Consider the following 13,202-nt stretch of genomic DNA (forward strand, 5'->3'; position numbering starts at 1 on the left):
AATATGAGTAAAGGGAGATTTGGAATTCATGGAGGCCAATATATCTCTGAAACCTTAATGAATGAACTATTAAATTTAGAAAAAGAATATGATTATTTTAAAAATGATAAAAATTTTAAAAAAGAACTTAATAAACTTTTAAACGAATATGCTGGAAGGCCCTCCTTATTATACTACGGAAAAAGAATAACAAAAGATCTTGGCGGAGCGAAAATCTATTTAAAACGTGAAGACTTAAACCATACTGGAGCACATAAAATTAATAATGTATTAGGCCAATGTTTACTAGCAAAAAAAATGGGTAAAACAAGAGTTATTGCAGAAACAGGAGCAGGCCAACATGGTGTAGCTACAGCTACAGCTGCAGCACTTCTCGATATGGAATGTGAAATTTTTATGGGTGAAGAAGATACTAAAAGACAAAGCCTTAATGTATTTCGGATGGAATTATTAGGAGCTAAAGTTCATACTGTAAAAACAGGAACCAAAGTTTTAAAAGATGCTGTAAATGATGCTTTTAGAGAATGGATTTCACGGGTAGAAGATACACATTATGTTATTGGTTCTACAATGGGACCTCATCCATTTCCAACAATAGTTCGTGATTTCCAATCTGTAATAGGCAATGAAATAAAAGAACAAATTTTAAAACTTGAAGGTAAATTACCAAATACAATAATTGCATGTGTTGGTGGTGGAAGTAATGCAATAGGCTCATTCTATAATTTTATAGAAGATAGTGAAGTAGAACTTATTGGTGTAGAAGCAGCAGGAAAGGGACTTGATACAGAATATCATGCTGCAACAATTGCTAAAGGAAAATTAGGTATTTTTCATGGAATGAAATCCTATTTCTGCCAAGGAAATTACGGGCAGATTTCTCCTGTTTATTCAATATCAGCAGGTTTAGACTATCCTGGAATCGGACCTGAACATTCATATTTACATGATATTCAAAGAGCAAAATATGTTTCTGCAACAGATAATGAAGCAGTTAATGCATTTGAATATTTATCCCATATGGAAGGAATTATTCCAGCAATTGAATCCTCTCATGCACTTGCTCATGGAATGAAAATTGCACAAGATATGGATAAAGAAGACATTATTGTTATTACTCTTTCAGGTCGTGGAGATAAAGATGTAGCAGCTATAGCACGTTATAAAGGAATCGAATTATATGAATAATAAGAGAGATAAAATGAATAAAATTAAAATTAAAAATGCATTTACAAATGGGAAAGCTTTCATTGGATTTTTAACAGGGGGAGACCCAACAATTGAAAAAACTATAGAATATGTATTAGCAATGGAAGAAGGAGGATGTGATTTAATTGAAATAGGTATTCCCTTTTCAGACCCAGTAGCAGAAGGTCCTGTTATTCAAAAAGCAAATCAAAGGGCACTATCAAATAATACAAATACGGATGACATATTTAAAGCGATTGAAAAAATCAGAGCAAAAACTAATATTCCTTTAGTATTATTAACTTATATTAATCCTGTATTCTACTACGGCTATGAAAACTTCTTTAAAAAATGTAATCAACTAAATATTAATGGAATTATCTCTCCAGATTTACCTTATGATGAAAAGGAAGAAATATTAGAAACAGCAAATAAATATAATATTGATATAATTAGTTTAATAGCACCTACATCTAGTCAACGTATTAAAATGATTGCAAAAGATGCTAGTGGTTTTATATATCTTATATCTTCTATGGGTGTTACAGGAATGAGATCTGAGATAAAAACTGAATTAAAGTCTATAATTAAAGATATTAAAGAAGTAACTACTATACCTATAGCAGTAGGATTTGGAATAAATAGGCCAGAGCAAGCAGAAAAGATTTCAAAAATAGCAGATGGAGTTATTGTTGGAAGTGCAATTGTAAATATAATAGAAGAACATGGAGAAAATGCTAGAGAACCTATTAAAGAATATGTTAAAACTATGAAAGATGCAATGTCTAATTAATAAGTGTCAATTTATTTTTTTTAAAATTTGATTTAAGTGTAAATATGAAAGTAGCAATAATCCCTGACAGTGCAATGTTAATACTAAATCCAGTAAATAAATCAAAACACCAACTCCTATCAGAATTTGACCGAATATATAAAGAAGGAAAAAATAAAGAGATTATAGAAGAATATAAAAAAGATGTTCATAAAAGTTCTGAAAAAACCCATACAATAGAAGGAATAAACCCTTATACAGGAATCAAATATTGTGGCTATGAAGCACCATCTGGAGTTCTTGGGAGAATGTCAAAAATCGGACCTATTATTGATGAAGCCGATGCCGTAGTAATGCTTACAGGAAACAGCCCTAATCATATGTACAACACATTAAATGAACTTATATTATTTGGAAGTTCAGGATGTTTAAACACACTAAGACTTTTAGAGTCCCAAATAAAATCTCGTAAAATACCATTTTTAAAATTAGATTATCCTGACACTAGAGAAGACCTAATAAATATAATTGATGAAGAGAATAATTTCTTAAAATACTTAGAAGACCTTGAAACAGGTAAAGTCAATGAACCCTATAAAATAAAACATGAAAAAGTAGTGTGTGAAGATAAAATTAGTGTAAATGAATTGGAAGAAATATTACACTTAAATTAAATGATAGTATTTTAGATAAATAGTAAACTATATTTAATATCATTAAAAATTAGAAATAAATAGCTAAAACTAAAAACAATAAACTAAAAACCCTACCGATTTCTACTGATGCTCCAAGAACATCCCCGGTTGCTACTTCAAAGTTTCTTTTAGAAATAAGTGCAATGAGAGAACCTGAAAATACTCCTCCAATAACACCAAAGACTCCTAAAAATCCAAGTAGCCCGTATCCTATTATACCACAAATTAAAAGTGATGCCACAAATTTAGGAACATCCATACTTTCAATAAAATATTTACCAATACCGTCTGATGATGGTTTAGAACATATACAAGTTGTAACAAGTGAAAGTTTAGAAGACATCTCAGCAATTAAAATAGCCCATAATATATTTTTATCGATAACTGCACTTATAGAGACAACTGTTATAAATGCTACAATAACCATTGTAGATATTGCACTTGTTCCAAGAATAGAATCTCTCATAACCTCAATTTTTCTTTTTTTATCTCCATGAACCATTATCCCATCAGCAAAATCAAGTAATCCATCAATATGATTATATCCTGTTATAATAGTAAAGAATCCATAGATAATAACTGCAATAAGAATTGAAGGAAAGTGAAAATAATTTAATAGAAGATATGAAACACCAACTGCAAATAGACCTAAAATCACATCAAGTAAAGGCCAAATCCATGTTAAACTTACTACAGATTCTATTGAAGTGTAAACCCCAAGTGGAATAATTGTTGAAAAACTTACAAGTCCAAGAAGAGAGCGAATAAAAGATGAATTTTTACCTTCATCATCATAATACTCATCCTTATTTTTACTTAAATCATTATCCATATTATCTGTCAAGTTTACACCTCAAAAAAAAGATTCAAATGAAAATTATAACTCTATAAATATTATTATTAAAATCATCTATTTAATAAATTATTTTTTAATATATTATTTGTGATATGTTTATTATTTCACCACATTTTATTTTATATAATTACTATTGTATATACTTAAAAATTTTTTTAAAACCATATATTTTTTCATGAAATTTAGAAAATAATAACTTTGTATAAAAAAATCAATATGAATTTCAAGTGTAAAAAAAAATTATTTTATAAAAATAGTGTAATTAATATTAATTTTTTAAAATTATAATTTAATACTCGCCAAAACCACTTTTTCAATACTTTTTAAAGAATAAGTATATTTTAATGATTAGAATTAAAGCTTTAAATCCAATAATACTTTGTTAATAAATATATTATATCCCACTACTTTAAAAAATATTAGGATAATGCCTTTATACTAATTTAAAGTGGTCATTAGTGATTATAATGATATTTTTAATTTTATAAGTAAATTTTGAAGATTAAGTTTTTAACATTGTTTATACATAAAGATTTATAATGAATTAAACAAATTTTATGCACTAAATATAAAGGAGATTATATATGAAATATATGAATTTCAATCCCCAAATTCATGATGTAAAAAAAATTGCAACATTAAAATATAATGTGGACTTTAGAACTTATAATAAGTTTTATAAATCAAAAGAAAAAGCCATTAAAGCCATCGAAAAAACTCTAAAAGAAGAAGATTGTATTAAGGTTATTTATGATAATGAAAATATTATTGGGATGTTAGTTGCATATAATCATGAAAACGAACCTGAATTTCATTTTAAGTCCCTTAAACTCTTAATTATTGCAATAATGGATAATTTTGTTATTTGTAATCTAAAAAAAGATGACCTTTACATTGCAGAAATAGCTATCGATGAAAAACAACAATCAAAAGGGTATGGAACAAAAGTCATTAATGATGTTATAAATTATGCTAAAAAAAATAATTATAAAAGAGTTATTTTAGATGCAGATTTTAGAAATCCCAAAGCAAAAGCATTATATGAAAGAGTAGGATTTAAAGTTTATAATAAAAAATCATTTTTAAAAAGAGGTATGTATAATATGGAGTACAAAATTTGAAACAGCTCTATTACTACATATTACACATTTAATTTATAAAAAAAATTAAAAAATTAAAAAAAAATGAAATAAAAAAAGCAAAAATATTAATTAAAGACCTTTGTAACAAGACCTGCAATTAATCCTGCAAAGGCATCTGAATATACTGGACCAAGAGGTCTTATAATACCTGGTTTTAAAAAATCATAAGCATTGAAATTAACAACAGCCTTATTTCCTCCAATCTGATTTGCAATTACAAGACCTAAAATCTGAGATGTGGAAATATTATCAATATCATTTACCTCACGAATATTACCATTGGAAATATCAAATTCCATTCTAAAGGCTGCAATTAAAAGAGAAACAACATCTTCATCTTCCAGTATATTATAAAGTTCAAGCTCCAAAGTCTCCTTAATCTCTTCAGTTTTTTCACAATCCATTAATTCAATAGCAGTATCTATTAAATCAGAAATTTGTATTCCTAATGATACAAAATAGTCAAGTATACCTACACTTAAAGAGGATTTTTCATATGCACATTCCAAAGCAATTGATACTGCATCAGTAACCCTAACTGCAAGATCATCATAATCATAATCTTCATCATAATCTATCCTGTTTATATCAACACCAAATTCTATTTCTTCATCACTAATATCATCCCCTTTCATATTAGCTGCTAAAGCTAAAAAATCATCATAACCAATAATATTATCAATATGATATGGTAGATTTAATGATTCAAAAAACCTAATTCTTTCTTTATTTGCCTCAGAATGTAGTCTAATTAAAACTTTTGGAGATAATGCTTTATTTATAATAACTATTTGTCCGAAATCTATTTTTGCATTTTCAAAACCTTTTGGAGAATTTAAAACTTTAAGATTATTATAATAATCTTCAACTACTATATCACTAGTTAAAACAGTAATAACTGAAATGTCATCATAGGTGTTTATAAAATATTTTACATTGTTTAGATTGTGAAAAATATAACTACCATTTAATTGATTATTCTCCATAAAATTTTCAATGCTTTTAAAAAGATCATCAGTATTATCAAGGTCAATTGCTTTATTTTGAAGAACCAAAATATTTTCAACAATATCAATCCCATCACTTATATTGAAGTCTGAGAATACTAAAAAGTAATTAGGATTGTAAAAGTTTACCCCATGTTTATTATAAGAAATTTCAACATTTTCATTTGATAATTCATTATGATTATCTATCTTCATCTAATCACCAGGAAAAATAAAAATAAAAATAAAATTTTAAATTAATATATTAAATTATAGTATTAAAATTATAAATAAATTAAGAAAATAATAATAAAATAAAAAATATAGAATGAAAATGAATTAAGGATAAAAAAATTTATAGTTTGTATTAGCAATTATTAAAGAAAAAAAACTTCAGGTAATAATATGACAATTATAATAGACCCTCAAAATTCAGGAATATCAGGAAATATGTTTATAGGTGCACTGGTTGATTTAGGAGCAGATAAAGATAAAATAATAGAAATTACCGAAAAAGTTTCAAAAGCCTTTGGAGGAGTTAAAACTACAATTGAAAAAGTAAATAAATCAGGAATAGACTCCCATTATTGTAATATAATAATATTAGATAAAGAAAATCCTAATAATCAATCTATAGGATATTGCGAATTAATTGAAATAATTGATAACTTATACAATATTGTAGCGGCTGAAGTTATTGAAAAATCCAAGGAAGTTTTCTATGAAATAGCTAAAGCAGAATCTAAAGTCCATGGGAAAAGTATTAACAAGATTCATTTTCATGAAGTTGGTGCAGCAGATGCTGTATGTGATGTAATCGGAACTATTTATGGATTATACTTACTTAATGCTCTTGATGAAGATATAATAGGACTTCCAATATCTGTAGGTGGTGGAAGGGTTGAAACTGCCCATGGTATTGTAAGTATACCTGCACCTGCAACACTGGAGATTTTAAAAGGGTTAAAATTTAGAGGCGGACCTGTAAACTTTGAACTTGCAACTCCTACAGGATGTGCATTATATAAAGTATTATGTTGTGAATATTTAGAGTTCTTACCAACTATAGATATAATAAATACAGGTTACGGAGCAGGTAGTAAAGATTTTAATCATCCAAATATATTGCGAATTTTAAAAGCTAAGGATTTGGATATATTAAAAAATGCTAAAAGTACTGTAAATGTACTTGAAACAAATGTTGACCATTTAACCGGTGAAGAATTAGGTTATCTTTATGAAAAATTACTTGACGGCGGTGCAAGAGACGTAACAATGATTCCAATCTTTATGAAGAAAAACAGACCCGGACATTTAATACAAGTAATCTGTAAAGATGAAAATATTGAAAGTTTACTTAAAATATTATTTAAAGATACACAGACACTAGGTATTAGAATTTCCCCAAAAACACATAGAGGAACAGCTAAAAGAGAATTTGTAAAATTACCTCTAATCATCGAAGATGAGAAATTTGAAGTCACCTTTAAAATAGGATATTATAATAATAAAATAATCTCTAAAAGGGCAGAATTTGACGATAAAAAAAATATAGCAAACCGTACTGGTTTAAGTATTAAGGAAGTAGACGAATTATGTAATATAACTATTAGAGACTATCTGTTAGATAATAATTAAAAATGTGATAAAATGAAAGAAAAAGCTATAGCAATTTTATCTGGAGGCCTAGACAGTGGAGTGGCAATGTCTTCATATGTTGAAAACTATGAGATTTATGCAATTACATTTGATTATGGGCAAAAAGCAATTGAAGCTGAAATAAAGGCATCTAAAGCATTATGTGATCATTATGGTATTTTTCACAATGTAATTGACTTAAAATGGTTAGGAAAAATTAGTAATTCAGCACTTAACAGTTCAAAAGATATTCCTAAACCTACAGAAAATAATCTAGATAATCTTGATAAATCTAAAGAAAGTGCAAATGCTGTTTGGGTTCCAGGACGGAATACTGTTTTTACTGCAATAGGATGTTCATTTGCCGAAAGTATTGGTGCCAGTAAAATCATTGTTGGTTGGGATTTAGAAGAAGCAAATACATTCCCCGACAATTCCAAAGAATTTTTAGAATCCTTTAATGAACTTATAAAAATAGGCTCACCAGATAATATTGAAGTTGTTGCACCATTAATTGATCTAAATAAAGATGAAATTGTAAAACTAGGAAAGTCCAATAATTGTCCGATGGAGCTAACTTATTCTTGTTATGAAGGTGGAGAGATTCACTGTGGTACGTGTGAATCTTGTATGAGACGTAAAAGAGGATTTAAAAAAGGAGGAATAAGGGATTTAACAGAATATAAAAGTGATTAAATGGTAGTTGTAGATACATTCATCTGCAGTGACTGCGGATATAAATATACCAACAAAGCAGAAATTTTCTATTTTAATGAAGATTTTAAGGAACTTGAAGTTACACTTAAACTTACACTAACTCTTAGAAACCTATCTAAATCACCATTATACGGTTCTGCTCATGAAAAATATTGCCCAAAGTGTAATGAATTTATTAGAACTTATAATATTTATAAAAATACTAATAAAAAAAATCTAAGTAGAGAAGAGATAAACAGCAAAATTAATCAATTGTCAAAAACCAGGATAAATATTGTAAATATTAAAAGTACGAGCAACAACAATGGTGAGAAAAAACCTAGTGTAAGCTCTTATATGAAAGTTAAAAAAGAAGATGAATATTGTCCTATATGTGGTGAAAAAATATATGCTGTTTATAATGATATGGAATGTCCAAAATGCATGAAAGGTAAATTAAATATTCAATGCAGAGTATGTAAAATAGATAGACGATAATATGGCACTAACTGAAAAATATAAATGTAATAACTGTGGATTTGAATATGAAACAAAAGATGACATATTTTATTTTAACCGATACCTAACTGAAATAATAGAAGAGCCTGTAAATAAAAAGTCATTTGATGAGGCAGGTAAATCACCAATATCTGGAAGAATAGATGAAGGATATTGTAGAAAATGTAAAAAATTTGTAAAAATTTATCTAATATCAAATAATGATAATTATACCTCCCTAAAAAATGAAGAAATAAGAGAAAAAATAGTAGAACTTAATGGTGATAAAAATATAAGAGTTTATTTCTTCCAAAATGAACGCAACCGCAAAAATAATGGAGATTTATGTGGAAAATGTGAAAAAGTACTTGAATGGTTATATCCAGAAAGTCTTTGTCCAGAATGTGGTGAAGGCAAATTAATGCTTAAAAAACATTGAAGACAAAAAAGAGAAGTCTGATAAAATTAAATTACAATAAAATATAAAAATATTGTATAAACTAAGTAAAAAGGTGAAATAATGGGTTTTGCTAAAGAAAGAATATGTCAAAAATGCGGATTTAAATTTAGTGAGCTAGACGAGATTAGTTTCTATCTTAATGATGATTTAACAATATTAACTGAAGAAGAAGCAAGAGGAGCTTTAGGTTATGAAGTTTTAGATAAAGTTAATAAATCACTTATTTCAGGAAAATTAGAAGAATTTTACTGCAGAGAATGTGATGAAATTGTAAATTTTTATATCGTATGTAAAAATGATTCCAGATTATCTGAAGATGAATTAAGTGAATTAATAAAGGACTTATCTGAATATAAAATTACTGAAGTAATCTTTGAGATTGGAAGAGATTTAATATTTGCACATACAAATATTGAAGATGAAATATGTCCTAAATGTAATAATAAAATTTATGGTTACTTTGAAATGGATGTATGTCCTAAATGTGGAGATGAACAGTTTATAGAATTTTATCAACTTTATGAATAAAATAATATACAAATTAAATTAATTAAAATTGAAATAAGAAAATAATTAAAATTTAAAATAAGAAAATAATTAAAATTTAAAATAAGAAAATAATTAAAATTTAAAATAAGAAAATAATTAAAATTTAAAAAAAATAATTAAAATTTAAAATAAGAAAATAATTAAAATTGAAATAAGAAAATAATTAAAATTTAAAATAAGAAAATAATTAAAATTTAAAATTAAAATTAATTAAAATAAAATTTAAAATTAATTAAAAATTAAAAAAATAATTAATTAAGAGTAAAGGAATATAAAACTTTTAAAAAAAAGAGAATTAATGAATAAAAAAAGAAAAAATTATAGTCATCTATTCGATGACCATTATTGTATCACCAGCTGAGACAGAATCTCCTTTTTCAACTAATATTTGTGTAACAACACCATCTTTTTCAGCTTGAATATCATTTTCCATTTTCATAGCTTCAAGTACTGCTACTGTTGAACCTTTAGCAACTTTGTCTCCAACTTCCACTTTAATATTTAAAACCATACCTTGCATTGATGATGTAACAGCACCTTCAACAGGAGTAAATGGTCCTTTATCTGTTTCTTCAACCTGAAGATAACCAGTTGGAATAATTTTAACATCAAAGACATCTCCATCAACTTCAACATTATATTGTGTTGGAATAGCTAATGGGTCATCTGAGACAGGAGTCTTAGGTTTAAGTTCTTCCTCTTCTGCTTCACCTTTTAAGAATTTTTCAGCAACTTGAGGATATAAAGCAAGAGTTAAAACATCTTCCTCTTTTTTAATAATTCCTAAATCATTACCTATTTTTTCATATTTTTCCATTTCATCTTCAAGTAAGTCTGCAGGCCTACACTCAATAGGTTCTTCATCACCTAAGATTTTTTTATAGACCTTAGGATTTACATCTGCAGGAGGACGTCCATACATTCCCCTCATATATTCTTTGACCTCATTAGACACAGTTTTATATCTTTCTCCACCAAGAACATTCATTACAGATTGAATACCTACAATTTGACTAGTTGGAGTAACAAGTGGAGGATAACCCATATCTTCCCTTGTTCTAGGCATTTCTTCTAAAACATCTTGATATCTGTCAAGTGCATTTTGTTCTTTAAGTTGAGAAACAAGGTTTGATAACATTCCACCAGGAATTTGATATAATAATACATCAGTATCAATTTGTTCTGCAATAGGATCAAGAATAGAACCATATTCCTCCCTAATATCATTAAAGTAATCTTTAACTGAATTTAATAATTTTAAATCTAAACCTGTATCAAATTTAGTACCTTGAAGTGCTGCAACAACACTTTCAGTAGGAGGTTGACTTGTACCTCCTGCAACTGGAGAAATTGCAGTATCTAAAATATCTACACCTGCTTCACAAGCAGCATAATATGTAATTGGAGCCATTCCACTAGTACAGTGACAATGTAAATCTACAAGCAAATCAGTTTCTTCTTTAAGTCTTGAAATTAACTCATATGCAGCGTGAGGAGTAATAAGACCAGCCATGTCTTTAATACAAATAGAATCACAATCTAATTCTTCAAGTTTTTTAGCAAAATCTACATATGAATCAATAGTGTGTACTGGAGAAATAGTATAACTAATAGTACCTTGTACATGAGCACCTTGAGCTTTTGCAACTTTAATAGATTGCTCCATATTACGTATATCATTTAATGCATCAAATATTCTAAATACATCTACACCATTTTCATAGGATTTTTCTACAAAAGCAGTTACAACATCATCAGGATAATTTTTATAACCTAAAAGATTTTGCCCCCTTAAAAGCATTTGAATAGGAGTTCTAGTAGCTTTCTCTTTAATCTCCCTTAATCTTTCCCAAGGATCTTCATTTAAATAACGAATACATGTATCGAAAGTAGCTCCTCCCCAAGCTTCCAGTGAAAAGTATCCTATCTCATCTAACTCTTCAATAACAGGAATCATATCTCGTGTTCTCATACGAGTAGCCAAAAGGGACTGGTGAGCATCTCTAAGAGCAGTTTCAGTAATTTTGGTATTTTTCATTTAATCACCATTGCCTTAATAAAAGTTTTAAAATAACATATAAAAATAATTATTTCATAAATTAATCTCTGTTTATCCATATTATATTAAAATTCTAAATAAGAATATGAAATAAACAAATTTAAGAAGAAAATAAAGCTCATATGTGAAATAAAAGTAATATAAACCTTATTGAAATAAATTATCTAATATTCCTTAAATAATTATATATTGTTTTTCTTATTAATAAAACTTAACTATTTATTCAGTGCATGAAAATAAAATTGAAAAGAAGATAAAAAAATAAATAAAAAACTTAAATTTTTTAATCTACAATTTAATTGAATTCATTGAAGTATTTTATAAAAAAATCCTAATCTAAAAAAGAACAAAAGTTTAAAAAAAGAGAATAAAATCTAAAAAAAAGAGAAAATGTAGATATTGATATTTAACACTTAATTATATCTAGAATATGATAAGGTAATAAATATTTATCTATCTAATTTCCCTTCAATGAAAAGATTTGTATTTTCATATGCTTCATCATCTGTAAATTGAACAGGAGGATGTTTCATAACATATGAAGAAATTGATGTTAACTGACCTGAAATACCTCGCTCAAGAGCTAATTTACATATACGTATAGCATCAATTACACAACCTGCAGAGTTTGGAGAATCTTCAACACTAAGTCTAAGTTCAATATTTATTGGAACGTCACCAAATTCCCTTCCTTCCATACGAAGGAAACATAATTTATTATCTTTTTGCCATGGAACATAGTCACTTGGACCTATATGAATATCTTTATCATCTAATCTTTCACCAGCAACAGATTGAACTGCTTCAGTTTTAGATTCTTTTTTAGATTCAAGACGACTTCTATTTAACATGTTCATAAAATCAGTGTTACCACCAGTATTTAACTGATAGGTCCTATCTAATTTAACTCCACGATTTTTAAATAAATTAGTAAGAGTCCTATGAGTAATTGTAGCACCGAGTTGTGCTTTAATATCGTCACCTATACATGGAATGCCTTTATCTCTAAATTTAGCTTCCCATTCCGGATTACTTACAATGAAAACTGGCATACAATTAATAAATGCAATACCTGCATCTAAACATGCCTGAGCATAAAATTCAGCCGCCTTTTGAGAACCAACTGGAAGAAAATTTAAAAGCATTTCTGCCCCACTTTCTTTTAATATGTTTACAACATCTTCAATTTTAGCTTCAGGATTATCTGCAACAATAAATGTTAAATCTTCATCAAAGTTTTTCATATGATCTGCAACACCATCTGAAACTTTACCCATTGAAACTTTAACATCACTAGCAGGAATATCCTTCATAAAAACAGTTGTACAGTTAGGCTTAGCAAAAACAGCTTTATCTATTGTTTGACCCACCTTTCTTTTGTCCACATCAAATGCAGCTACAACTTCGATATCAGATGGTTTATATCCTGCAATATCCCAATGCATCAAACCAATTGCATCTTCTACATTTTTATCCTTATAATAATGAATTCCTTGAATAAGGGAACTTGCACAATTTCCCATACCGACTATTGCAATTTTAATTTTTGACAAAATAACACCTATAAATTTTAATATATAAATAAATTTGATTAATACAACATTATTTAAATATGTATTTTTTATAGTTAAAAACATTATGCATTAATAAAAAAATAATTTTA

General features: G+C 27.4%; 13 protein-coding genes. 9 read left to right on the forward strand and 4 right to left on the reverse strand.

Going from position 1 to position 13,202, the window contains the following annotated elements; translation table 11 throughout:
• Nucleotides 1–3 precede the first annotated feature (3 nt).
• The 3 genes from trpB to QZ146_RS03740 are packed head-to-tail and all read left to right on the forward strand — an operon-like array spanning nt 4 to nt 2,634.
• The gene (gene trpB, locus QZ146_RS03730; RefSeq protein ID WP_295722315.1) at nt 4–1,188 is read left to right on the forward strand and encodes a tryptophan synthase subunit beta; all 1,185 of its coding nucleotides are present in this window, start codon (nt 4–6) and stop codon (nt 1,186–1,188) included.
• A 13-nt stretch (nt 1,189–1,201) separates the two neighbouring features.
• Complete coding sequence (trpA, locus tag QZ146_RS03735; RefSeq protein WP_295722316.1) at nt 1,202–1,981, forward strand: tryptophan synthase subunit alpha; 780 nt, start codon at nt 1,202–1,204, stop codon at nt 1,979–1,981.
• A 44-nt stretch (nt 1,982–2,025) separates the two neighbouring features.
• Nucleotides 2,026–2,634, forward strand: a complete 609-nt coding sequence (locus QZ146_RS03740; RefSeq protein WP_295722317.1) for a DUF2112 family protein — start codon at nt 2,026–2,028, stop codon at nt 2,632–2,634.
• A 49-nt stretch (nt 2,635–2,683) separates the two neighbouring features.
• On the opposite strand, the gene cobS is transcribed toward QZ146_RS03740, so the two are convergent.
• Nucleotides 2,684–3,499: an adenosylcobinamide-GDP ribazoletransferase gene (gene cobS / locus QZ146_RS03745; protein ID WP_295722318.1), complete on the reverse strand. Its 816-nt coding sequence runs from the start codon at nt 3,497–3,499 to the stop codon at nt 2,684–2,686.
• 596 nt (nt 3,500–4,095) lie between these two features.
• On the opposite strand from cobS, the gene QZ146_RS03750 reads away from it, so the two are divergent.
• Nucleotides 4,096–4,632: a GNAT family N-acetyltransferase gene (locus QZ146_RS03750; protein ID WP_295722319.1), complete on the forward strand. Its 537-nt coding sequence runs from the start codon at nt 4,096–4,098 to the stop codon at nt 4,630–4,632.
• Between the two features lie 86 nt (nt 4,633–4,718).
• On the opposite strand, the gene QZ146_RS03755 is transcribed toward QZ146_RS03750, so the two are convergent.
• A complete protein-coding gene (locus QZ146_RS03755) occupies nt 4,719–5,855 on the reverse strand; it encodes a phosphatidylglycerophosphatase (protein ID WP_295722320.1) in 1,137 nt (378 codons plus the stop codon).
• 189 nt (nt 5,856–6,044) lie between these two features.
• On the opposite strand from QZ146_RS03755, the gene larC reads away from it, so the two are divergent.
• From larC to QZ146_RS03780, 5 genes are all read left to right on the forward strand, one after another.
• Nucleotides 6,045–7,277 (forward strand): nickel pincer cofactor biosynthesis protein LarC, encoded by a 1,233-nt coding sequence (gene larC / locus QZ146_RS03760; protein WP_295722321.1) that lies wholly within the window; start codon nt 6,045–6,047, stop codon nt 7,275–7,277.
• 12 nt (nt 7,278–7,289) lie between these two features.
• Nucleotides 7,290–7,973: a 7-cyano-7-deazaguanine synthase QueC gene (queC, locus tag QZ146_RS03765; protein ID WP_295722322.1), complete on the forward strand. Its 684-nt coding sequence runs from the start codon at nt 7,290–7,292 to the stop codon at nt 7,971–7,973.
• Entirely contained in the window at nt 7,974–8,471 is a 498-nt protein-coding gene (locus QZ146_RS03770) for a hypothetical protein (protein WP_295722323.1), read from the forward strand.
• Between the two features lies 1 nt (nt 8,472).
• Nucleotides 8,473–8,910 (forward strand): hypothetical protein, encoded by a 438-nt coding sequence (locus QZ146_RS03775; RefSeq protein ID WP_295722324.1) that lies wholly within the window; start codon nt 8,473–8,475, stop codon nt 8,908–8,910.
• A gap of 81 nt (nt 8,911–8,991) precedes the next feature.
• The gene (locus tag QZ146_RS03780) at nt 8,992–9,459 is read left to right on the forward strand and encodes a hypothetical protein (RefSeq protein WP_295722325.1); all 468 of its coding nucleotides are present in this window, start codon (nt 8,992–8,994) and stop codon (nt 9,457–9,459) included.
• 349 nt (nt 9,460–9,808) lie between these two features.
• Here the strand turns inward: QZ146_RS03780 and oadA are convergent, their stop codons facing one another.
• Nucleotides 9,809–11,518, reverse strand: a complete 1,710-nt coding sequence (gene oadA, locus QZ146_RS03785) for a sodium-extruding oxaloacetate decarboxylase subunit alpha (protein WP_295722326.1) — start codon at nt 11,516–11,518, stop codon at nt 9,809–9,811.
• Between the two features lie 470 nt (nt 11,519–11,988).
• On the reverse strand, nt 11,989–13,092 hold the full coding sequence (locus QZ146_RS03790; protein WP_295722327.1) for an inositol-3-phosphate synthase: 1,104 nt from the start codon (nt 13,090–13,092) through the stop codon (nt 11,989–11,991).
• Between the last annotated feature and the right edge of the window lie 110 nt (nt 13,093–13,202).

The sequence above is a fragment of the uncultured Methanobrevibacter sp. genome, from assembly GCF_905235195.1.
GTDB lineage: Archaea > Methanobacteriota > Methanobacteria > Methanobacteriales > Methanobacteriaceae > Methanarmilla.

What these genes read in the sequence shown, in the direction of transcription:
- queC (WP_295722322.1), top strand. Translation starts at nt 7,290, where the DNA reads ATGAAAGAAAAAGCTATAGCAATTTTATCTGGAGGCCTAGACAGTGGA.
- QZ146_RS03750 (WP_295722319.1), top strand. Translation starts at nt 4,096, where the DNA reads ATGAAATATATGAATTTCAATCCCCAAATTCATGATGTAAAAAAAATT.
- oadA (WP_295722326.1), bottom strand. Translation starts at nt 11,518, where the DNA reads ATGAAAAATACCAAAATTACTGAAACTGCTCTTAGAGATGCTCACCAG.
- QZ146_RS03755 (WP_295722320.1), bottom strand. Translation starts at nt 5,855, where the DNA reads ATGAAGATAGATAATCATAATGAATTATCAAATGAAAATGTTGAAATT.
- QZ146_RS03740 (WP_295722317.1), top strand. Translation starts at nt 2,026, where the DNA reads ATGAAAGTAGCAATAATCCCTGACAGTGCAATGTTAATACTAAATCCA.
- larC (WP_295722321.1), top strand. Translation starts at nt 6,045, where the DNA reads ATGACAATTATAATAGACCCTCAAAATTCAGGAATATCAGGAAATATG.
- QZ146_RS03780 (WP_295722325.1), top strand. Translation starts at nt 8,992, where the DNA reads ATGGGTTTTGCTAAAGAAAGAATATGTCAAAAATGCGGATTTAAATTT.
- QZ146_RS03775 (WP_295722324.1), top strand. Translation starts at nt 8,473, where the DNA reads ATGGCACTAACTGAAAAATATAAATGTAATAACTGTGGATTTGAATAT.
- trpB (WP_295722315.1), top strand. Translation starts at nt 4, where the DNA reads ATGAGTAAAGGGAGATTTGGAATTCATGGAGGCCAATATATCTCTGAA.
- trpA (WP_295722316.1), top strand. Translation starts at nt 1,202, where the DNA reads ATGAATAAAATTAAAATTAAAAATGCATTTACAAATGGGAAAGCTTTC.
- QZ146_RS03770 (WP_295722323.1), top strand. Translation starts at nt 7,974, where the DNA reads ATGGTAGTTGTAGATACATTCATCTGCAGTGACTGCGGATATAAATAT.